At 64.8% G+C, this 15,693-nt stretch carries 32 protein-coding genes; 28 read left to right on the plus strand and 4 right to left on the minus strand.

Annotation, left to right across the window (positions count from 1 at the left end):
• Positions 1 to 83: 83 nt before the first annotated feature.
• Positions 84 to 455, minus strand: a complete 372-nt coding sequence (locus AB4099_RS05295) for a hypothetical protein (protein ID WP_441477269.1) — start codon at positions 453 to 455, stop codon at positions 84 to 86.
• Between the two features lie 133 nt (positions 456 to 588).
• On the opposite strand from AB4099_RS05295, the gene AB4099_RS05300 reads away from it, so the two are divergent.
• Positions 589 to 933 (plus strand): hypothetical protein, encoded by a 345-nt coding sequence (locus AB4099_RS05300; protein WP_441477270.1) that lies wholly within the window; start codon positions 589 to 591, stop codon positions 931 to 933.
• Here the strand turns inward: AB4099_RS05300 and AB4099_RS05305 are convergent, their stop codons facing one another.
• Together AB4099_RS05305 and AB4099_RS05310 are read right to left on the minus strand one after the other, a co-directional pair.
• Complete coding sequence (locus AB4099_RS05305) at positions 934 to 1,428, minus strand: hypothetical protein (RefSeq protein WP_441477271.1); 495 nt, start codon at positions 1,426 to 1,428, stop codon at positions 934 to 936.
• Positions 1,425 to 2,102, minus strand: coding sequence for an XRE family transcriptional regulator (locus tag AB4099_RS05310; protein WP_441477272.1), 678 nt, complete (start codon positions 2,100 to 2,102; stop codon positions 1,425 to 1,427). The genes AB4099_RS05305 and AB4099_RS05310 overlap by 4 nt, the downstream gene beginning before the upstream one ends.
• 115 nt (positions 2,103 to 2,217) lie before the next feature.
• Between AB4099_RS05310 and AB4099_RS05315 the strand changes: the two genes are divergently transcribed.
• The 20 genes from AB4099_RS05315 (at position 2,218) to AB4099_RS05410 (ending at position 12,686) form a co-directional block, all read left to right on the plus strand.
• The gene (locus AB4099_RS05315; RefSeq protein ID WP_441477674.1) at positions 2,218 to 2,520 is read left to right on the plus strand and encodes a helix-turn-helix domain-containing protein; all 303 of its coding nucleotides are present in this window, start codon (positions 2,218 to 2,220) and stop codon (positions 2,518 to 2,520) included.
• Positions 2,520 to 3,419, plus strand: a complete 900-nt coding sequence (locus AB4099_RS05320) for a ParB/RepB/Spo0J family partition protein (protein WP_441477273.1) — start codon at positions 2,520 to 2,522, stop codon at positions 3,417 to 3,419. Before AB4099_RS05315 ends, AB4099_RS05320 begins: the two co-directional genes overlap by 1 nt.
• 232 nt (positions 3,420 to 3,651) lie before the next feature.
• On the plus strand, positions 3,652 to 5,829 hold the full coding sequence (locus AB4099_RS05325; RefSeq protein ID WP_441477274.1) for a DDE-type integrase/transposase/recombinase: 2,178 nt from the start codon (positions 3,652 to 3,654) through the stop codon (positions 5,827 to 5,829).
• 56 nt (positions 5,830 to 5,885) lie between these two features.
• Positions 5,886 to 6,650, plus strand: a complete 765-nt coding sequence (locus tag AB4099_RS05330) for an AAA family ATPase (protein WP_441477275.1) — start codon at positions 5,886 to 5,888, stop codon at positions 6,648 to 6,650.
• Positions 6,650 to 7,252 (plus strand): hypothetical protein, encoded by a 603-nt coding sequence (locus AB4099_RS05335; RefSeq protein WP_441477276.1) that lies wholly within the window; start codon positions 6,650 to 6,652, stop codon positions 7,250 to 7,252. The genes AB4099_RS05330 and AB4099_RS05335 overlap by 1 nt, the downstream gene beginning before the upstream one ends.
• On the plus strand, positions 7,249 to 7,626 hold the full coding sequence (locus AB4099_RS05340; protein WP_441477277.1) for a transcriptional regulator: 378 nt from the start codon (positions 7,249 to 7,251) through the stop codon (positions 7,624 to 7,626). Before AB4099_RS05335 ends, AB4099_RS05340 begins: the two co-directional genes overlap by 4 nt.
• The gene (locus AB4099_RS05345; protein ID WP_441477278.1) at positions 7,626 to 7,859 is read left to right on the plus strand and encodes a hypothetical protein; all 234 of its coding nucleotides are present in this window, start codon (positions 7,626 to 7,628) and stop codon (positions 7,857 to 7,859) included. Before AB4099_RS05340 ends, AB4099_RS05345 begins: the two co-directional genes overlap by 1 nt.
• A gap of 3 nt (positions 7,860 to 7,862) precedes the next feature.
• Complete coding sequence (locus AB4099_RS05350) at positions 7,863 to 8,240, plus strand: hypothetical protein (protein WP_441477279.1); 378 nt, start codon at positions 7,863 to 7,865, stop codon at positions 8,238 to 8,240.
• A complete protein-coding gene (locus AB4099_RS05355) occupies positions 8,237 to 8,740 on the plus strand; it encodes a helix-turn-helix domain-containing protein (protein WP_441477280.1) in 504 nt (167 codons plus the stop codon). The genes AB4099_RS05350 and AB4099_RS05355 overlap by 4 nt, the downstream gene beginning before the upstream one ends.
• On the plus strand, positions 8,730 to 9,383 hold the full coding sequence (locus tag AB4099_RS05360; RefSeq protein ID WP_441477281.1) for a DUF3164 family protein: 654 nt from the start codon (positions 8,730 to 8,732) through the stop codon (positions 9,381 to 9,383). The genes AB4099_RS05355 and AB4099_RS05360 overlap by 11 nt, the downstream gene beginning before the upstream one ends.
• A gap of 7 nt (positions 9,384 to 9,390) precedes the next feature.
• The gene (locus AB4099_RS05365; protein WP_441477282.1) at positions 9,391 to 9,657 is read left to right on the plus strand and encodes an HMG-box domain-containing protein; all 267 of its coding nucleotides are present in this window, start codon (positions 9,391 to 9,393) and stop codon (positions 9,655 to 9,657) included.
• Between the two features lies 1 nt (position 9,658).
• On the plus strand, positions 9,659 to 9,934 hold the full coding sequence (locus tag AB4099_RS05370) for a hypothetical protein (protein ID WP_441477283.1): 276 nt from the start codon (positions 9,659 to 9,661) through the stop codon (positions 9,932 to 9,934).
• Positions 9,934 to 10,350 carry an ASCH domain-containing protein gene (locus AB4099_RS05375; protein WP_441477284.1) on the plus strand — a complete coding sequence of 139 codons (417 nt, stop codon included), beginning with the start codon at positions 9,934 to 9,936 and terminating at the stop codon, positions 10,348 to 10,350. The genes AB4099_RS05370 and AB4099_RS05375 overlap by 1 nt, the downstream gene beginning before the upstream one ends.
• Positions 10,347 to 10,589 (plus strand): hypothetical protein, encoded by a 243-nt coding sequence (locus AB4099_RS05380; protein WP_441477285.1) that lies wholly within the window; start codon positions 10,347 to 10,349, stop codon positions 10,587 to 10,589. The genes AB4099_RS05375 and AB4099_RS05380 overlap by 4 nt, the downstream gene beginning before the upstream one ends.
• Entirely contained in the window at positions 10,586 to 10,915 is a 330-nt protein-coding gene (locus AB4099_RS05385) for a LexA family protein (RefSeq protein WP_441477286.1), read from the plus strand. The genes AB4099_RS05380 and AB4099_RS05385 overlap by 4 nt, the downstream gene beginning before the upstream one ends.
• Positions 10,912 to 11,397, plus strand: coding sequence for a hypothetical protein (locus tag AB4099_RS05390; protein WP_441477287.1), 486 nt, complete (start codon positions 10,912 to 10,914; stop codon positions 11,395 to 11,397). Before AB4099_RS05385 ends, AB4099_RS05390 begins: the two co-directional genes overlap by 4 nt.
• 50 nt (positions 11,398 to 11,447) lie before the next feature.
• Positions 11,448 to 11,621, plus strand: a complete 174-nt coding sequence (locus AB4099_RS05395) for a hypothetical protein (RefSeq protein ID WP_441477288.1) — start codon at positions 11,448 to 11,450, stop codon at positions 11,619 to 11,621.
• Positions 11,618 to 12,034, plus strand: coding sequence for a gp16 family protein (locus AB4099_RS05400; protein ID WP_441477289.1), 417 nt, complete (start codon positions 11,618 to 11,620; stop codon positions 12,032 to 12,034). The genes AB4099_RS05395 and AB4099_RS05400 overlap by 4 nt, the downstream gene beginning before the upstream one ends.
• Positions 12,031 to 12,279 carry a hypothetical protein gene (locus AB4099_RS05405; RefSeq protein WP_441477290.1) on the plus strand — a complete coding sequence of 83 codons (249 nt, stop codon included), beginning with the start codon at positions 12,031 to 12,033 and terminating at the stop codon, positions 12,277 to 12,279. Before AB4099_RS05400 ends, AB4099_RS05405 begins: the two co-directional genes overlap by 4 nt.
• The gene (locus tag AB4099_RS05410) at positions 12,276 to 12,686 is read left to right on the plus strand and encodes a hypothetical protein (RefSeq protein WP_441477291.1); all 411 of its coding nucleotides are present in this window, start codon (positions 12,276 to 12,278) and stop codon (positions 12,684 to 12,686) included. Before AB4099_RS05405 ends, AB4099_RS05410 begins: the two co-directional genes overlap by 4 nt.
• On the opposite strand, the gene AB4099_RS05415 is transcribed toward AB4099_RS05410, so the two are convergent.
• Positions 12,687 to 13,292, minus strand: coding sequence for a DUF4145 domain-containing protein (locus AB4099_RS05415; RefSeq protein WP_441477292.1), 606 nt, complete (start codon positions 13,290 to 13,292; stop codon positions 12,687 to 12,689).
• A 131-nt stretch (positions 13,293 to 13,423) separates the two neighbouring features.
• Between AB4099_RS05415 and AB4099_RS05420 the strand changes: the two genes are divergently transcribed.
• From AB4099_RS05420 to AB4099_RS05450, 7 genes are read left to right on the plus strand one after another with little or no spacing between them, the layout of a single operon-like run.
• Positions 13,424 to 13,972, plus strand: a complete 549-nt coding sequence (locus tag AB4099_RS05420) for a TIGR02594 family protein (protein ID WP_441477293.1) — start codon at positions 13,424 to 13,426, stop codon at positions 13,970 to 13,972.
• Between the two features lie 12 nt (positions 13,973 to 13,984).
• Positions 13,985 to 14,170 carry a hypothetical protein gene (locus AB4099_RS05425; RefSeq protein ID WP_441477294.1) on the plus strand — a complete coding sequence of 62 codons (186 nt, stop codon included), beginning with the start codon at positions 13,985 to 13,987 and terminating at the stop codon, positions 14,168 to 14,170.
• A 3-nt stretch (positions 14,171 to 14,173) separates the two neighbouring features.
• On the plus strand, positions 14,174 to 14,443 hold the full coding sequence (locus AB4099_RS05430) for a hypothetical protein (RefSeq protein WP_441477295.1): 270 nt from the start codon (positions 14,174 to 14,176) through the stop codon (positions 14,441 to 14,443).
• Entirely contained in the window at positions 14,443 to 14,829 is a 387-nt protein-coding gene (locus AB4099_RS05435; RefSeq protein ID WP_441477296.1) for a hypothetical protein, read from the plus strand. Before AB4099_RS05430 ends, AB4099_RS05435 begins: the two co-directional genes overlap by 1 nt.
• A gap of 7 nt (positions 14,830 to 14,836) precedes the next feature.
• The gene (locus tag AB4099_RS05440) at positions 14,837 to 15,031 is read left to right on the plus strand and encodes a hypothetical protein (RefSeq protein WP_441477297.1); all 195 of its coding nucleotides are present in this window, start codon (positions 14,837 to 14,839) and stop codon (positions 15,029 to 15,031) included.
• Positions 15,028 to 15,396, plus strand: coding sequence for a DUF2730 family protein (locus tag AB4099_RS05445; RefSeq protein ID WP_441477298.1), 369 nt, complete (start codon positions 15,028 to 15,030; stop codon positions 15,394 to 15,396). The genes AB4099_RS05440 and AB4099_RS05445 overlap by 4 nt, the downstream gene beginning before the upstream one ends.
• Positions 15,393 to 15,692: a VpaChn25_0724 family phage protein gene (locus tag AB4099_RS05450; RefSeq protein ID WP_441477299.1), complete on the plus strand. Its 300-nt coding sequence runs from the start codon at positions 15,393 to 15,395 to the stop codon at positions 15,690 to 15,692. The genes AB4099_RS05445 and AB4099_RS05450 overlap by 4 nt, the downstream gene beginning before the upstream one ends.
• The last annotated feature ends 1 nt before the right edge of the window (position 15,693 follow it).

Raw genomic sequence — 15,693 nt, forward strand, 5'->3', positions numbered from 1 at the left:
TCCCGTCACCTCGACTGAACGAACTGCGAAGAAACTCGCCAGGGGTGCGCCTTCCGTTCGCAGTTCCAAAAAAGGCAACAGTTTCAAAGGTCTGCGGGTTCCTCTACCCGTGCCGGCAAAATCCGGAACTGCGAAGCGAATTCCGGCTTGAAATCGGGTTGAAGCGCCAGCTGAGTGCTGAATGCGCGCAAGCGAGCAACCCTGTCGATCCGTTCGCCACCGAAGTCCATCGCAAACTCATCGGCCTGTCTGATCGTCTCAAAGCAGAAACGGACATAGCACCAGCCGGCATCGAAACCGGGAACGGTCCGTTCGTTGTAGCTGCGCTGACGGCACCAGGCGAGCATCCGCGATAGCGCGTTCCCGAGGCCACGCTCAGGGATGAGGATCTGCACCTGATACGGGTACGCCCGAAGCACTTGCTTCGATGTGATCTCTCCGGGACGGCGGCTCATCGGAACCCTCTCAGCTCTTATCCACCGATTCCATAGCCGCTGCAGTGCGTCAAATTTTGTTCTTGTTCTGTTCTAGATTTCGCGCTTTCGTAGGGGCAGCCCCGGCGACAGATCGGGGCGTCAGGAGAGCGTTATGAGTAAGAGCCGTCAGCAGCGAGAGACCGTCAGGCACCTCACCTATTTCGTCGTCCAGGCCTATCGCGCTGTGAAGGGAGCGGAGGGCAAAATTTCAGCTGATGATCCGATGCCGGCGCGGGATGAGGCCCATGCCAACGCGCTGTTCGAGCGCTACAAGCCGATCCGGGCGGGCGTGGTTGCGTTTCGGCGCACCGGGGACCCGACGACCGGCGACTGGGAGGATGCGGTCATTCTAGCCAAACACGGCCTGCTGCCGGCCGAGGTCGACGGCATGAAGGATGCGAGCGAGATCGAGCCGGACCGCTGGGATCTCAGCGCAGCCGATTTGAAGGTTGCTTGATCAAGGAGTGACGTAGATCCGTAGGTTGTCGGCCTGGCTGGCACTTAGAACGTAGTTCACGCCATCCAGGTCGACTTCCCCGCGCCGCGAGGGGCCAGCAGCGCCATTTAGAAGAGAGATCACGGCATCGCCGCGCTTACTAGCCGGGACTTTTGGGCTGAAAACAGCGATCAACGTCGTTGCGACAGCCGTCGCCGAGACAGCAGAGCGCCTCGAACGGGCCTTGTTCGTGACGTCGCGCGGAAGATAGGCGGAGACCTGTTCGACCTTGGTGTTGTTTGAGTCACCGTTCACCAGGAGACGAAGGTCCGGCACAGCTCCAAATTCGCATTCTGACGGTTTGCACCCAACGCCAACCAAGGAAATCTGGGTGCCAAGGCGCTTTGAAGCGGCATTGAATGGACGATCGAAATTCGCGGGCGCGATCGTCTGAGAAGAGGCGCTCGAGCATGCAAACAGCCCCAGGGCCAAGAAACCAACTACCGTACGGATCATACCTTTCCCCCCGCCCATTTGACCTGGCCACCCACCCTAAGATCTTCCGCTTCGTGCGGCGCAAGCGTTTCCGTTGGATATCGTTGATTGTCGGAAATCAGCGTCAGCTGATTGTCCCAACCTCTGGCGACCCGTTTGATCCTCAGATGATTGCCGACGATTACGATGTAGACGCCGTCATCCCTCACTTGGCTCACGGAGATGTCGACCAGGACGATCGCGCCGTCCGCAATCGTCGGAAGCATGCTGTCGCCATGAGCCGTCCAGAACCGCGCATTCTCCGGCTTCACTCCCAGGGCCGCGAGGAGCGCTTTCGAGAAGGGCAAGCGTTTGAGCTCGGCCGGTTGCTCGTTTTCGTACCCAGGGCCAGCTGAAGCGACCAGATCCAGCATGCTGATCTCGACCGAATCTGCCGGAGTCTGTGATTCTGCAAGTGGCGTCTGACTTCCTGTGTCGCCGTCCTTCGAAACGCTGCTGAGCAGTTCCGCAACAGAGAGCCCAAGCGCTCGCGCAATGCGCACCACAGCCATGATCTTGGGCTCGGCCGCGCCCGAAAGATACGTATTCAGCGTCGAAAGCGGGATTTCCGCCCGCTCTGCGAACGCCTTTGGCCCGCCGGCGCGCTTGACCTCGGCTCTCAGCCGGGTCGCGAAGGCCTCCATGTCGTCGCTCACAAACCTGTAGCTCCAAGCCAAATACCTGACCAGAACGTCCAGGTTCTTGCTTGACGATCGTCTAAGAACCTGTATTTTCACGGTGGCACAACAAGCAGATTTGTCTATGGTTAACATGAACCTGAACTCCGAACGAGTCCCTCCGGCCTGGCATCCGGCCGACATAATCGCAGCTGTGCGCAAGCGGGGCACAACGCTCCAGCGCCTATCGCGAGAGCGCGGCTTCAGCGTTTTCACGATGAACAAGGCTGTTCGTCAGTGCTTCCCCGCCTGCCACGACATCATCGCCGGCGTTGTTGGCGTGCCGCGCCAGACAATCTGGCCCCAGTTCTACGATCGCGAGGGAGTCCGCCTTTCGCCGAGAGAGCGTCGCCGTCGCGCCATTGCAGCTGAACTTTCGCAGGCGAGGGCCGCGTGATGCGTGACGTCTTGGATCTCGGTGCAACGCTGGTTGAAGACTTCATTGAAGTCGGGATCGACTCGATCGTCGTTGAGGATCGCCTCCGCCTCGTCGATCGATCTCTCGTCGAGGCGATCGCCGCCTCAATGGCGGAAACCGGGCAGCATCAGCCGCTCGCGGTGTCGCTGCGGGATGGCGAAGGGGCCAATGGGCTGATCCTCGTCGATGGTGAACACAGGTTGGAAGCGGCAAAGCTTCTCGGCTGGGGCACTGTTAAGGTCATCGTCCGACGGCAGACGGCGGAAGAGCGGCGCAAGCACGAAATCCACGCAAACCTCATTCGCGCCGAACTTACGATCCTCGATCGCAATGTCTTCATCGGTAAGCTGGCCGAAATCCACGAGGCCGAGAGTGCGGATGCCCGCAACGGAGGCGACCGCAAGAGCAAGAAGTGGCGCGAAAAAAATCAGTTCGCCAACTTGGCGAACTGGTCAGCCTTCTCCAAGGAGGCCGCCCGCCGCACGGGCCTTTCAATCCGCTCGATCGACCGCGCGCGTGAGCTGGCCGGGAAGCTCAACCCGGATGCTGTCACGCTTATCCGCGGCACGGCTCTGGCCGAGAACCAATCCCAGCTCCAGGCACTCGCGGCGCTCGACCCGACCGACCAGGTCAAAGTCGCGCAAGAGGTCGCCGAAGGCCGGGCCGCCAATGTCTCCAAGGCCCGTGTCTCGGCCGGCCTCGTTCCTGCTGGTGGCGCGGTGCGCGAGGCGGATCGCCCGCTCGCCCGTATCGAGCCGATGCTTCAGCGCATGTCGCGACAGGATCTGCAGGCGCTGATCTCCATGGCGCAGGCCCGCCTCGCCGCGCTGGAGCCGCCGGCCAAGCCGGCCAAGGCCAGGAAGGGCGGTGCGGAATGAGCAACGAGTTGACCGCTTCCGAGATGGGTCTGCTGTACGATCTCTGGCGATATTCCGCCGGGGGCGCCTGGCAGCCCATCGCCCCCAAGCACCCATTCTTCAAGCGAATGATCGCGGCTGGGTATCTCCGCCGGTGCGACGGGGCAGGCGGGGTTGAGCCCTTCAAAGACAGCCACCTCAGTTGGACTGACGCCGGGCGCAGGTTGATGGCAGCCGATGCTGGAGCTGCCGCGTGAAGCACTGGCTGACCTCCTCCGAAATCGCTGAGCTAGGCCTACCCGATATGCCGGCAACGGCCCGTGGTGTGCAGATGCTCGCTGAGCGAGAAGACTGGGCGCGCTACTCGGCGCTCTGCCGGCCGCGCGCAGGTCGCGGTGGAGGCGTGGAGTATCATGTCCGTTTGCTGCCGGTTGGCGCCCGCGTCGCCCATTACCGGGCGAATGGCGGCGCCGCCCTCTCTGAGGCGGTGGCTCGCGAAGTCCAGGCGGCGCCAGATCCGGCGCCCGGCACCACGAATGAGGCCGGCCGCGCTCTTGATGCCCGCATCGCCGTGCTCGGTGCCCTGCGCGAGTTCCAGCGCGCTGCCGAGCTGAAGCAGACGCTGGCCGTCAGCTATTTCGTCGATCTCTACAACACCGGGCGTGCCGACGTGCCCGAGTGGGTGCGTGAGGTCATCCAGCGGCTTTCGACACGCTCAGTGCTGCGCTGGCTCTCGGCCAGCGACAACGGCGAAACCGGCCGCTTGGCGGTCGATCGGGGCGCGGCGCGGCGCGGTCGGGGAGCCTTGGAGGCCGGCGCCGATGGCAGGGTGAAAGCCTACACGCTCGCCCTGGTGGCGCATAACCCGCTCTACACCGCCCGCCAGATCCATGAGGCGTTGCAGGCCGAGTTCGGCTCCCATGTCGATGTCGACGGCGAGCCAATCCCGCTGCCGGGCCAGCGCGCGCTTGAAATCACCTTGAAGCGCTGGAAATCGGCGCACCAGACCGAACTTCTGGCGCTGACGAACCCCGACGCCTTCGTGTCCCGCACTCGGATTGCCGGGTCGCACGATCACGCGACCCGCCTGAATGAGCTCTGGCAGATCGACGCATCGCCTGTTGATGCCCTCTGCGTCGATGGCCGGCACGCCATCTATCTTTGCATCGACGTGTGGTCGCGCCGGCTCGTCCTCTACGTCTCGAAGACGCCACGCTCCGAGGCCGTCCAGCTGCTCATGCGCAAGGCCATTGTCGCTTGGGGCGTACCCGAGGCGGTGAAGACCGACAACGGCAGTGATTTCGTGGCGAAGGCGACAAAGCGTCTGCTGAGCCATCTCGGCATCGAGGCGATTACCTCGCAGGCTTTTTCCCCCTGGCAGAAGGGCATCATCGAGCGATCGGTTCGCACCTTCCAGACCGATTTCGTGCGTACCCTGCCGGGCTTCATCGGCCACAGCGTCGCCGATAGAAAGGTGATTGAAGCCCGTAAGGCCTTCGCCGCCCGCCTTGGCACCGATGATGACAAGGCCTTCGCCGTCGAACTGACTGGCGGCGAGCTGCAAGCCTTTTCCGATCGCTGGGCGACCGAGCTTTACGGCCAGCGGCATCACGGAACGATCGAAATGTCGCCCTTCGCACGGGCGGCATCGTGGACGGGCACGGTGCGCCGCGTCGACGAGCAGGCGCTCGCATCGCTTCTGATGCAGGCTCCCGATAGCGACGGCTATCGCATCGTCGGCAAGAAGGGCGTCCGCGTCGACGGTTACCACTATCTCGCACCAGGCCTGATCGTCGGGGAGCGCGTGTTCGTCCGCCTAGACCCCACCGACAAGGGCGTCATCTGGTGCCTGGGCGAAGACCAAGTGACGGTCCGCGCCAAGGCGACATGCCCGGAACTGGCGGGCGTCGATCCGGTCGAGCTGCTGCACGAGGTCAAGGCCGCGCAGAAGCGCCTCATCACGGAGCGGACAGCCGAGATCAAGGCCGAGCGCCGCAAGATCACCTCCCGCACCGTGATGGATGCCCGCTTCACGCTGGCCGACAAGCGCGCCGGCAACCTCGTCGCCTTCCCGCCGCGCTCCGAAGCCCATTCCACGCCGGCTCTCGAAACGGGTGCCGAGATCGCCGCCATGCGCCGAGGCGACGCGCCGAAGGCCCGCCCGCTCTCCGAGGCGGAAAACCGGATCATGGCGGAGCTGGAAGCCGAGCGGGCCGCCCCCTCGGCACCACCCTCGAACGTTCGTCGTCTGCGCCAGCAGGAGACGCCGCAGCAGCTCTACCGGAAATGGCTCGATCTGCATGGCCGCCTCGAGGCGGGCCAGCCGATCACGCCGGACGAAGCGGCCTTCTACGGCAGCTTCGCAAACCACCCGGCCAAGAAGTCTCTCGACCCTCTCTTCCAGGAATTCGGCGAAGCGGCGTTGCGGTGAGCCGAGCCAAAAATGGCCCCGCAAAGCAGGGGCGCCCAAATCGTCAGGATGGAATCATGAACGCACACACGGATATCAAACAGGACGTTCCAATAGGTCGCCGCCCGCCGGCACTGTTGAAGAACGTCGTCGCGATGATGGGGCTCGTCCAGCTCATGCGCGATCGCAGCCCCGACGATGACAATCTCGGCTGCTTCTACGGCTATTCCGGGTACGGCAAGACCGAGGCAACCCGCTTCGCACATATCAAGACGGGCGGTCCCCACCTCGAAATCGGCGAGAGCTGGACCAAGAAGGACCTGGTCGCGAACCTGCTCTTCGAGCTCGGCGTGCTGAAGCCGAAAGGCACGCTCTCGGAGATGACGCGCCAGGCGATCGAGCTGCTCTCGATGCCGGATCAGCCCCCGGTCTTCATCGACGAGGCCGACAAGCTCGTCGAGCGCAACCTGATCAGGAACCTGCGGGAGATCGCCGACAAATCGCGTGCCGCCTTCATCTTGATCGGCGAAGAGGCCTTGCCGGGCAAGCTGGAGCGCTTCGAGAACGTCTACGGCCGCGTCATTCACTGGGAGCCGGCCCAGCCGGTCGATATCGAAGACTGCCGCAAGCTGGCGGAGCGCTCTGGCATCGTCATCGACGATCAGGTGCTGGAGGTCATCCGCCGTGCCTCGGAGGGGCGTGCTCGCCTCGTCGTCTCGAACCTCAACAATGTCTGCAAGCCCTTCATGGCGGCCCGCGGCCTGTCTGAGCTGAAGTCCGGCGGGGATTTGCCTGACTTCATCAACGGCAAGCACCCGCCACGGGTCCGGAGGTTCGGCTGATGGCCTCGACGTTGCCTAACCCCGAGGCCGGCCGGCTCTCCTATTGGCGGATCATGACCGGGCTGCAGGCCCATTATGGCGACTTCACGTCGCGTGCTGTCGTCGATATCGCCGGCGTCGGTCACCGCAAGACGATTGAGAACTACCTCGCCTTCCTGATCGCGGAGAAGGTGGTTCGCGTCAGCGGTAGCGACCAACGCGGCGCGACCACGACGCATCGCTACCGCATCATCAATGATGGCGAGGCGCCGCCGCTGCGTCGCGGAGACAGCAGCCTCGGCCAGCGTCAGCAGGTGCTCTGGATGGCCATGCGTTCGCTCGGCCAGTTCCGGGCGTCCGAGCTCGCCGAGGCGGCGTCCACCGATACGCTCGTCATCGCCCGCGAGACGGCCTCCGGCTACATCGCCGACCTGCTGCGTGCCGGCTACCTCGCGATTGCTGGCAGCGCTCCGGAACGCAAGCAGACGCTGATCTACCGCCTGGTCCGCAACACCGGCCCGCGCGCGCCGATCGTGATGCGGCCCGAGCAAGCCTGCTTCGATCTCAACGTGATGCGGGTAGTTAACCTTAACACCCGTCTGACGCTCGGGAGGGCGGCATGAACGCCGGCAAACCCGATCAGATCGCGCGCGCTCGCGAGGCTTGGGGCGACAAGATGCCCGGCGAGGTGCTGGCGCTCGCCCAGGCCTGCAAGGCACACACCTCCCGCGCCGTCGCGCGCCGCCTTGGCTACTCCGACGCCGTCATCAGCCATGTGCTGGCGAAGAAGTACCCGGGCGATGTCGACAAGGTTTTCGCCACGATCCGCGGCCTGCTGATGGGCGAGACCGTCGACTGCCCCGAACTTGGCGAGCTGCGCCGGGATCAGTGCCTGCGCAACCAGGCACGACCCTTCAACCCCACGAATTCGACCAGCGCCCGGCTCTTTCACGCTTGTCGGGTGTGCCCCAACCGCCAGCAGAAGGATGCCGTCTGATGTTTTCGTCTTTCGCCAAGATCATCGCGGCGGGTTTCAGCGTCGCGGCGCCATTCGTCGCTGGCTGCCTCGTCTCGAACGTGGCTGAAGCGCCGGCCGCCACCATCCTCGCGGTTGTCGGTGCCGGTCTCGGCCTCATCAGCCTGGCCATCTTTTGCTCGCTCGATAGCGCCGAAGTCATCGCCCATCTGCGCCGGTTGAACCCCGGCCTGAAGGTTCCTGGAGGACGCTGAATTATGCCGAAGACCAAGCCTCTCTCGGCCGAACTGCGCGAGTTCCGCGACCTCTTCCGCACTTACCAGAACGCACATCAGCGGCCGACGATTGATGCCGTCCGCAACATGATCACCGCCTTCACCTTGATGGCGGAGAAGGCTGACGCTCTCGAAGCCCGCGCCCGTGACGCCGAGCAGCTGGAAGCCGTGGCGCTCGATCTCGGCCCCTTCGTCCTGGCGCCGATCGACGAAGTCGAGCCGGCCACGGTTCCGCGCCAGACTCGCCTTGTCGAGCTGGCGGTGCAGATTGGCGACAGCAATGTGGTGACCTTCCCGAAGGCTCCGGCCCCCCGGCAGCCCCTGGTTGATTGCCAGGGCGATGGTGGGAGCGCGGCATGAGCGACCGCCACGTCACCTTCGATATGATCCTGGGGGCCGTCTCCGCCACCACCGGATACTCGCTGCTGGAGCTGCGCTCGGATCGCCGCGGTTCCGACCTCACCCAGGCGCGCTTCGCTGCCTGGTGGCTGGCCTCCAAGCTGACCGCGCTGAGCCTGCCGATCATCGGGAGGCTGACCGGTGGCCGCGATCCCGGCACGGTCGCGAGCGGCATGCAGCGCGCCGAGGAGTTGCGTTCCCAGGTTCCCGAATTCCGTCTGGCGCTCGACACGATGCTGGGGACGCTGCGCACTTTGCAGAGGGCCGATCTGCTGCGCTTCGCCGCCATGCTCGATCCGGTCGCCGTTGCCCGCCGCGTTCTGGCTGCGCCCGAGCGCGAGGCCGTCCGCGTCAGCACCTACGAGATCATCGCCATGTCGCAGGCTCTCGTGGCGCTGCATGGCGACGACGATCACCTCACGCCATCCCCACTTTCAAAGGAGCTTGAACATGTCGGTTGAGACTGCCGCCACCACCATTCCGTCCGGTGCAATCGAGATCGACGGCAAGCCCTATATGCGCAACGCCAAGGGAGCGCTGATGCCCGCCGAGTTGGTGAAGGCGGCCGACAAGCTGGAGGACGAGACGGTGCGCAAGGTGCTCGCTTTCGCGCTCGACCTTTCGGCGCAGATCGCCCGTTTCAAAGCGCATACCTTCGCCGACCTCAACGCCTTCCAGTCGCTTCTGGAGCAGGAGTATGGCGCCCGCGCCGGTGGCGAGAAGGGCAACGTGACCTTCCAGAGCTACGACGGTCTGATGAAGGTCCAGGTGCAGATCGCAGACCTGATCGAGTTCGGTCCGCAGCTGCAGGAGGCCAAGAAGCTGATCGACGAATGCCTGGTCGAATGGGGCGCGGAGAGCCGGCCCGAGATCCGCGCCATCGTCACCCAGGCCTTCAATGTCGAGAAGGCCGGCCAGATCAACAAGGCCGAGCTATTTTCCCTGCTGCGCATGGACATCGCCGACGAGCGCTGGAAGCGCGGCATGGACGCGATCCGGGACGCCATCCGCGTGACCGGCACGAAGGAATACGTCCGCTTCTATCGCCGATCGAACCCGCAAGGAAAGTTCGTGGCCGTCCCCATCGACCTTGCGGCCGCGTGAGGCGACGATGGCTACGACTGACACCTATGAGGACGGCATCCGGGCTACGTTCACGCTGTTCTTCGTCGAAGAGAGCACCGGCATTGAGGCCGAGGTCAACGCCAGGCACTGCCGCGCGCCGCTGACCGACTTCGCCTACTTCGTCGAGGCCACCCGGCGCACTCTGACGGCGGGCGATCCCGCGGCCGTCTGGCGGCTGATGACTGACCTGGAAGTCACCGACTATCTCGAGCGCCAGCAGCTCGAGAAGGACGGCGGCATGGAGGGCCACTGACATGGCCCTCAGCAAGCTGAAGCCGATTGATCAGAGCGACCCTTACGCCGCGCCCGGCATGGACGCCTTCGACCGCTTGGCAAAGGCGCCCGAGGATTTTCCGAAGGAGGCGCTGGTCGAGGTTCGCACCTTCGACTGGCAGCAGGGCGAGCTGCGCTTCTTAGCTCGCGTTGTCGGCCCTTCCTCGGCCTCGCATCTGCGTATCCGCACCGATGACGGCCTGGTCTTCCTGGTGCCGGCCGGCGACTGCGACCTAATCGAGGAAGGGCAGTCCTGATGGTTGCCTACTCCTTCAACCGTCGCTTTGCTGAGCCGATCGCCACGGGCCATCCGGCCACTGGCATCGTCAAACGCCAGACGATTCGCGCACCGCGCAAGCGCCATGCCCGCCCAGGCGAGCTGCTGCAGCTCTATCAGGGCATGCGGACCAAGAGCTGCCGGAAGATCATCGCAGACCAGGTCTGCACCGAGGTGCGGCCAATCGAGCTCTTTGTTGCTGCTCTCGGCTACGTCCGCTTCACCGACACCGGCGAGGCCTTCGGCATCACGACGATGCTCGATGATTTCGCGCGCCAGGACGGCTTCCTCCACTGGGCCGACCTGCAGGCGTTCTGGCAGGCCGCTCACCCCGAGGCTGCCGGCCACGACCTGGCCTTCCAGGGCGTGCTGATCCGCTGGGAGTCGGCGCCGTGAACCAGCTCACCCAGCTCGACCACAGTGTGCTCAAGGCCATCACCCGGAGCCCCGGTCAGGCGACCTACGTGATCCGCAACATGCTGTCATGGAAGGATGACCACTGGGACTGCGGCTTCTGGCCCGGCCTCGAAACATCGGCGGTGCTCCGCTCCTGTCGCCGCCTGCAGAAGTGCGGGCTGATCGCGGAAGCGAGCAGCAGCTACGCGGTCATGAAATGCTGGGAGCCGGCGCGATGATGGGCCTCACCAGGATCCAGGTCGACGTGCTTGCCTTCATCACCGCGCGGATCCGCGATCGCGGCGTTTCGCCCAGCTTTGCCGAGATCGCTGAGGAGCTGGACATGCGGTCCCGCAGCGGGGCTCACCGCGTCGTCCATGCGCTGATCGAGCGCGGGCATTTGCGCCAGCTTCCCGGTCGCTCCCGCTCCCTCGCCTTGGCGGAGGGGCTCCCCAGGCCCATCGAGGCTGGCCTGTCGTTCCTCGCGCATCGCACGGGGCGAAGCCGCGAGCAGCTCGTGGCGCAGGCCGTGACGGAATTTCTCGATCGACAGGTGCAGGCATGACCGAGACGGCGATGGCGCAATCCAGACGGTCTCCGGCGCCGGTTCTCTCGCTCTCGATCGGTGGCGACAGCTTGCGCCTCGACAAGGGGCGCGGGTGTCTCGAGCGCAAGCATGCTGGCGGGGAGTGGCAAAGCACACCGCTGCTCTGGTGCACGGTCGACTTGCTTGAGGTGCTGTTTGATCAGCATCCGCGCCCTGTTGGTTTCGCCGAGATCTCGAAAGGCGCATGGCCGCACGGCCTGTCCGGCGCCGCCGTCCGCATGGCCGAATTCGAGGCGGCGCTGGCCCTCTCCATCCTCGGCTTTCGCCTCGTCGGCAGCGAGCGCGACGGGCTGACGATCGTGGCCGGCGGGCACAGCTCGCGCCGCACCGAGCCAGCCATTGCGCGCGCCGGCAGGTTGCTGCGGCCGGTGCTCTACTTCGTCTCGGGCGTCGCCGGTGCGCTGACGGTAGCCGCCGCCTGGATCTGGTGGCGTGTCTGATGCCTCGCTTCGTCTCACTCCGGCCCGCACCGTCCGACGCCGCACCGCTAATGGCGCTGCTGGCGCGCGGCGAGTTGGCCGAGCTCGAGGCGGAGCGGAAGCGCTTGATCGAGGTCATCGCGAGTCTGAGGCCGCGTCGTTCCACGATCATTGAAACCCGTTTGAAGCAGCTCACGCGCCGGATGCTGGAAATCCGCGTCGCCATCGCGAGAGGGACACGATGAGCCACCCCGCCATGCTCGCGAAGATCCACATCGCCAAGAAGGATCTCGGCCTGGCCGAGGCGGAATACCGCGCGCTGCTGCAGCGTGTCGGCAAGGTGACCAGCGCCCGCGATCTCTCCGACAACGCGGCCGACGCCGTCATCGCCGAGATGAAGCGCCTGGGCTGGCAGCCGAAGGCCTCGACCAGGCCGCCGGCCGAGCGTGCCGACGTCCGCAAGATCTATGCGCTCTGGAAAGCTCTGCATGGCGCCGGCCGCATCGCCTCGCCGAGCAGCGAGAGCCTGCGCGCCTGGGTTCAACGCCAGTTCAAGGTCTCGGCGCCGGAGTTCCTGAAGCCGGCGACTGCACGCTCCGTCATTGAGCAGTTAAAGCGCTGGATCGATCGTCCAGACAACACGAGCGAGGCGCCATGATCCGGATCTCCGATCACGCCCTGGTTCGATTCCTGGAGCGCTCCGGCGCGCTCGATATCGAGCAGCTCCGCACTGTTCTCGCGGCGGCGCTCGATCGCGGCCGGCGCTCGGCTGAGCGCATCGGCATCGGCGACTATGTCATCGTGGCGGATGGGATGAAGTTCGTGATCCAGGGTGATGTCGTCGTCACCGTGCTCGACGAGCACATGCCGATGCGCCATCGCCGGCCGGGAGGGCGCAGGTGACCCGTCCCGGTTGGCCCGACCTGCCGCCGTTGCTGGCCGAGATCGCCGGTGTCGCCGGCATTGAGGCGGCATTGGCGATTGCATCGGCCAAGGGCGGCCAGGAGGTCTTCGTGGTCGCCCGCTTGCGCCCGGAGAACTGGCTTGTGCAAGCAGTTGGGATAGGGAAAGCGCAGGCCCTCAGCGATCATTTCTGCTCCGGACGTTCGCGCCAGAAGCTGGTCATCCCCCTGGGCCCAGCCGGCTCCTATCTTGCCGAGCGTCGGCGCCGTGCCCGCTCGATGGCTGAAGCGGCCGCGCGTGGGGCGAGCGCGAATGAGATTGCATCAGCCGCCGGCGTCACGACCCGTACTGTCAGGCGCTTTCGCGCCAGCCAGCGAGACGATGGCGAACAAGGCAACTTATTCTGATTAGATAGCGGGCTGCCCACGCCGCCCTTTCTTGTCGCGGTAGGCCTCGGCGGCCTCCTCCTTCGAAGCAAAGGTAACGAAGTCGGGGCCTGCACCGCGACGGTAGAAGGTGTTGTAAGATTCTTCGTACACGCGCCCATTTGCAGCATCGACCGTTTCGATCTCCAGCTCGGTGATTAACTGGGAACCGCAGAGTTCGAAGCGTTCCTTCGGCGCGCTAATAGGGGCATGGTCGGGTAGTTTCTCTGTCCATGCTTTGACGCGCGCGTCGCCGAAGCTTGCGTCTGGATTGTGCGCAAACTCGTTTCTGATCTTTCGGATAAGGTGCAGCGCTTCGTAATTGTCGGCGCCGATAAGATCGAGTGCTCGGGCTACATTGATCTTAGTGGAAAATGTGCCGAGGGGTGGCGACACACCCAAGAAGAGCTCGTCACGCGCTTTGCCAGGTACGAGATATGCCTTGAGAACCAATTCGAGTGCGCGGTCCAGTTCGGCAGCTACGAGAATAGTCATTCCGCGTTCGCTCTCGGCTCCCACTTTCGAGATGATGCCGACCATGCGCTTTAGATAGGGATCATTCTGGATAAGTTCTTCCCAGGTGGACATGGCGCCTCCGGCTAGTCCGGACACGCGTCCGGGGCCGCTGGGCGGCCGAATATCGGGATTGTCGGGGAACGTTCAATCATTCCCGCGCCCGGCCCGTTTCGTCAAGCCGGTCGCCTTCCTGGAGGCGACAAATGCTCCCCGCCCGCTACGCTTATCTCGCAGACCCGGAAAAGCCCCGGTGGCTGAATTCCGCGCTCGCCGAGCTGGGCGTGTCCGAGGTTGCCGGCGCGCGATCCAATCCCCGCATTCTCGATTATCGCAACGTCGGCAAGACGCCGTTCGGCGGTGATGACGGCGCAGTGCCGTGGTGCGCCATCTTCGTCAACGCGATGCTGGAGAAGTCAGGAACGCCCGGCTCGGGCAGCGCCATGGCGCGCTCCTATGTGAAGCATGCCGGTTTTGAGAAGCTGGTGGCACCGATGCTCGGCTGCATCGCCGTCAAATCCTCGAACCGCGGCCGGGCCTCCGGCCATGTCGGCTTCTATGTCGGCGAGGACACTTCTTTTATCTACCTGCTCGGGGGCAACCAGAACGACAGCGTCAACTTCTCGGCTTTTCGCAGGGCCGAGTTCGTGGGCTATTTCTGGCCGAAGGACCGCCCCAAACCTGCAGCGCCGTGGGACAAGCCCTATCGGCTGCCGCCGATAGGCGCCAAGCCCGCGCCCGTGCGGGAGAGCTGAGCGGTGGGCGAGATGAAACGACGCCGCTTTCTGAACCAGTACCAGCAGAACGCGCACGACATCAGGTTGGAGCTGGAGGCGCGCAGGGCTGCGCGGCGTCGGCCTGGCACGCTGCCACTATGGCTCTGGGCAGCCTTGTTCTTCGGCATCGTGTTGGCGGCTGCCCTCTTGTCTCCTGCCCGCTCTCTCGGGTTCTGAGCCATGTCCGAGCCGCTCGAACTCACCAAGCCAAAGCGCAGCTTCAGCCGCCTGACGGTCATTGGCACGGTGTTGCCGGCATGGCTCGCGGTGTTCTGGTCGATTTGGGACGGCGTCGACATGGCCCGCGCGATCGCGCCGACCATGGTGATCCTGATCGCCTCGGTCATCGGCGTCTATCAGGGCGTCGGCCATTTCGATCTGCGCTCGCAACTCAGTGCCGGCGCCAGGCCATCCCCGGCCCCGCGCGCGCCGCGCAGCGAGGCCGGCTGATGTTCGCTGCCCTGCTCGCCAAGACGGGTCTTAGCCGCGCCGCCGCCACTGTTTTGCTGGTGGTCGGGCTTGCCGCGCTCGCTGGCCTCGGCGCTTGGCGCGCAGCTGCAGCCCTTGAGCGCATCGTCGACCAGGCCGCGGCGTCCGCCCGTACTGAGCGCGATGCCCATTGGCGGGCGGAGATCGCGACCGCGAACGTCGCCATCGAACGGGCGCGAGCCGAACAGGCGTTTGCCGCCGCCCGCTCCGAGGTCGAGATCCGCGCCACCGAAACCCGCCTTGAAACCGCGTTGAAGGATCTGGAGCTCCGGAATGCCGCCCTTCCTAATGGCGATCGTTGTGGGCTTGGGCGCGATCGCGTCCGGCTGCTCAACGGCGCCCGCTGATCCGACCGTGAAGGTCGAGTTCGCCCGTCCCGTCTTGCCGGCTTCCGCGCGTCAGCGTTGCGCGGATCCGGTTGCGATCCCCGATCGCGACATCACCCAGGCCGAGCTGGTGCCGCTCTGGAACCGCGACCGTTCCAACCTGGTCGCCTGTGAACCCCGCCGCGCTGCGGCTGTCGCCGCCGTCGATGGAGCTGCGCTTTGAACGAATTCAGCCTGCTCACCTTCGTGCAGACCTATGGCGGGGGGCTCGCGCTCGTCGGCTCGCTGGCGACGATGTTGCTCTCGACGAAGTTCGTGACGCGCGAGGCCCATGCCTCAGCGCTCGGCGAGCGCGACGGCCGCCTGAAAACGCAGGGCGAGAAGATCGAGGCGCTAGAGGATCGGGTGTTTCGGATCGAATCCGAGATCAAGCACCTTCCTGACAAGGACACCGCGCATCGCATGGAGATGGCGATCAGCCGTCTCGAAGGTCGCCTAGAGACGATGGACGAGCGGCTGAAGCCTGTCGCGTCCATGGCAACCCGCATGCAGGACTTCATGATGGATCAGGGAGCGCGAGCAGCATGAGCTTCGATCGTCTCATGCGCGAGGAAGCGCGCCTCATCATCTTGCGCACGCTCGAGGAGCAGCCTGACGGTCGGCTGAACTCCGAGTTGCTTCGCCTGGCGCTGGAGACCTTCGGCATCAGCAAGAGCCGGGACTGGGTCCATGACGAGCTCAACTGGCTGCGCGACATGAGCGCGGTCGCGCTGGTCGAGGCCGGTACCGTCCGCGTGGCACAGCTCACCACGAAGGGGGCCGATCATGTCGCGCGCCGCCTCGTGATCGAGGGCGTGAAGCGCCCGTCGCGTCCGGAGGCCTGAC

The sequence above is a fragment of the Allobosea sp. 2KB_26 genome (assembly GCF_052115715.1).
Lineage (GTDB): Bacteria > Pseudomonadota > Alphaproteobacteria > Rhizobiales > Beijerinckiaceae > Allobosea.

Excerpts from the sequence above, each read along its gene's own strand:
- AB4099_RS05295 (WP_441477269.1), bottom strand. The coding sequence starts at position 455 with ATGAGCCGCCGTCCCGGAGAGATCACATCGAAGCAAGTGCTTCGGGCG.
- AB4099_RS05300 (WP_441477270.1), top strand. The coding sequence starts at position 589 with ATGAGTAAGAGCCGTCAGCAGCGAGAGACCGTCAGGCACCTCACCTAT.
- AB4099_RS05305 (WP_441477271.1), bottom strand. The coding sequence starts at position 1,428 with ATGATCCGTACGGTAGTTGGTTTCTTGGCCCTGGGGCTGTTTGCATGC.
- AB4099_RS05315 (WP_441477674.1), top strand. The coding sequence starts at position 2,218 with ATGAACCTGAACTCCGAACGAGTCCCTCCGGCCTGGCATCCGGCCGAC.
- AB4099_RS05320 (WP_441477273.1), top strand. The coding sequence starts at position 2,520 with ATGCGTGACGTCTTGGATCTCGGTGCAACGCTGGTTGAAGACTTCATT.
- AB4099_RS05330 (WP_441477275.1), top strand. The coding sequence starts at position 5,886 with ATGAACGCACACACGGATATCAAACAGGACGTTCCAATAGGTCGCCGC.
- AB4099_RS05335 (WP_441477276.1), top strand. The coding sequence starts at position 6,650 with ATGGCCTCGACGTTGCCTAACCCCGAGGCCGGCCGGCTCTCCTATTGG.
- AB4099_RS05340 (WP_441477277.1), top strand. The coding sequence starts at position 7,249 with ATGAACGCCGGCAAACCCGATCAGATCGCGCGCGCTCGCGAGGCTTGG.
- AB4099_RS05345 (WP_441477278.1), top strand. The coding sequence starts at position 7,626 with ATGTTTTCGTCTTTCGCCAAGATCATCGCGGCGGGTTTCAGCGTCGCG.
- AB4099_RS05350 (WP_441477279.1), top strand. The coding sequence starts at position 7,863 with ATGCCGAAGACCAAGCCTCTCTCGGCCGAACTGCGCGAGTTCCGCGAC.
- AB4099_RS05355 (WP_441477280.1), top strand. The coding sequence starts at position 8,237 with ATGAGCGACCGCCACGTCACCTTCGATATGATCCTGGGGGCCGTCTCC.
- AB4099_RS05360 (WP_441477281.1), top strand. The coding sequence starts at position 8,730 with ATGTCGGTTGAGACTGCCGCCACCACCATTCCGTCCGGTGCAATCGAG.
- AB4099_RS05365 (WP_441477282.1), top strand. The coding sequence starts at position 9,391 with ATGGCTACGACTGACACCTATGAGGACGGCATCCGGGCTACGTTCACG.
- AB4099_RS05370 (WP_441477283.1), top strand. The coding sequence starts at position 9,659 with ATGGCCCTCAGCAAGCTGAAGCCGATTGATCAGAGCGACCCTTACGCC.
- AB4099_RS05375 (WP_441477284.1), top strand. The coding sequence starts at position 9,934 with ATGGTTGCCTACTCCTTCAACCGTCGCTTTGCTGAGCCGATCGCCACG.
- AB4099_RS05385 (WP_441477286.1), top strand. The coding sequence starts at position 10,586 with ATGATGGGCCTCACCAGGATCCAGGTCGACGTGCTTGCCTTCATCACC.
- AB4099_RS05390 (WP_441477287.1), top strand. The coding sequence starts at position 10,912 with ATGACCGAGACGGCGATGGCGCAATCCAGACGGTCTCCGGCGCCGGTT.
- AB4099_RS05395 (WP_441477288.1), top strand. The coding sequence starts at position 11,448 with ATGGCGCTGCTGGCGCGCGGCGAGTTGGCCGAGCTCGAGGCGGAGCGG.
- AB4099_RS05400 (WP_441477289.1), top strand. The coding sequence starts at position 11,618 with ATGAGCCACCCCGCCATGCTCGCGAAGATCCACATCGCCAAGAAGGAT.
- AB4099_RS05405 (WP_441477290.1), top strand. The coding sequence starts at position 12,031 with ATGATCCGGATCTCCGATCACGCCCTGGTTCGATTCCTGGAGCGCTCC.
- AB4099_RS05415 (WP_441477292.1), bottom strand. The coding sequence starts at position 13,292 with ATGTCCACCTGGGAAGAACTTATCCAGAATGATCCCTATCTAAAGCGC.
- AB4099_RS05420 (WP_441477293.1), top strand. The coding sequence starts at position 13,424 with ATGCTCCCCGCCCGCTACGCTTATCTCGCAGACCCGGAAAAGCCCCGG.
- AB4099_RS05425 (WP_441477294.1), top strand. The coding sequence starts at position 13,985 with ATGAAACGACGCCGCTTTCTGAACCAGTACCAGCAGAACGCGCACGAC.
- AB4099_RS05430 (WP_441477295.1), top strand. The coding sequence starts at position 14,174 with ATGTCCGAGCCGCTCGAACTCACCAAGCCAAAGCGCAGCTTCAGCCGC.
- AB4099_RS05435 (WP_441477296.1), top strand. The coding sequence starts at position 14,443 with ATGTTCGCTGCCCTGCTCGCCAAGACGGGTCTTAGCCGCGCCGCCGCC.
- AB4099_RS05450 (WP_441477299.1), top strand. The coding sequence starts at position 15,393 with ATGAGCTTCGATCGTCTCATGCGCGAGGAAGCGCGCCTCATCATCTTG.